Source organism: Priestia sp. SIMBA_032, from assembly GCF_046535215.1.
In the GTDB taxonomy this organism is placed as follows: Bacteria; Bacillota; Bacilli; order Bacillales; family Bacillaceae_H; genus Priestia; species Priestia aryabhattai.
Map to the genome: position 1 here is coordinate 1 of NZ_JAWRXD010001305.1, position 246 is coordinate 246.

At 58.5% G+C, this 246-nt stretch carries 1 protein-coding gene; it reads left to right on the forward strand.

Annotated features, from left to right (window positions below; genetic code table 11):
* Positions 1 to 246, forward strand: a 246-nt coding sequence (locus SB717_RS38540; RefSeq protein ID WP_410908498.1) for a hypothetical protein, incomplete at both ends; no start/stop codon positions are given.

Consider the following 246-nt stretch of genomic DNA (forward strand, 5'->3'; position numbering starts at 1 on the left):
GGTGATACCATCGGCCAGTTCACAGACGGCGACCCCCTCATGCTGTTCCAGGTTCCAGCGCCCTCGACGCCCTCAAGCCCGGACACCTTGAGCGTTAACGGCGAACGACTAACCGGACCTGTGGGGTTTGGGATTATCTATCAGGACACCGCCTTCCCCGAGCTGAAGCAGGGTCACCCACCCCGAGACAGGGACACAGCTGTGTCATTGTTCGCGCCGAAGGAAATGATAGATTTCATGAATGGC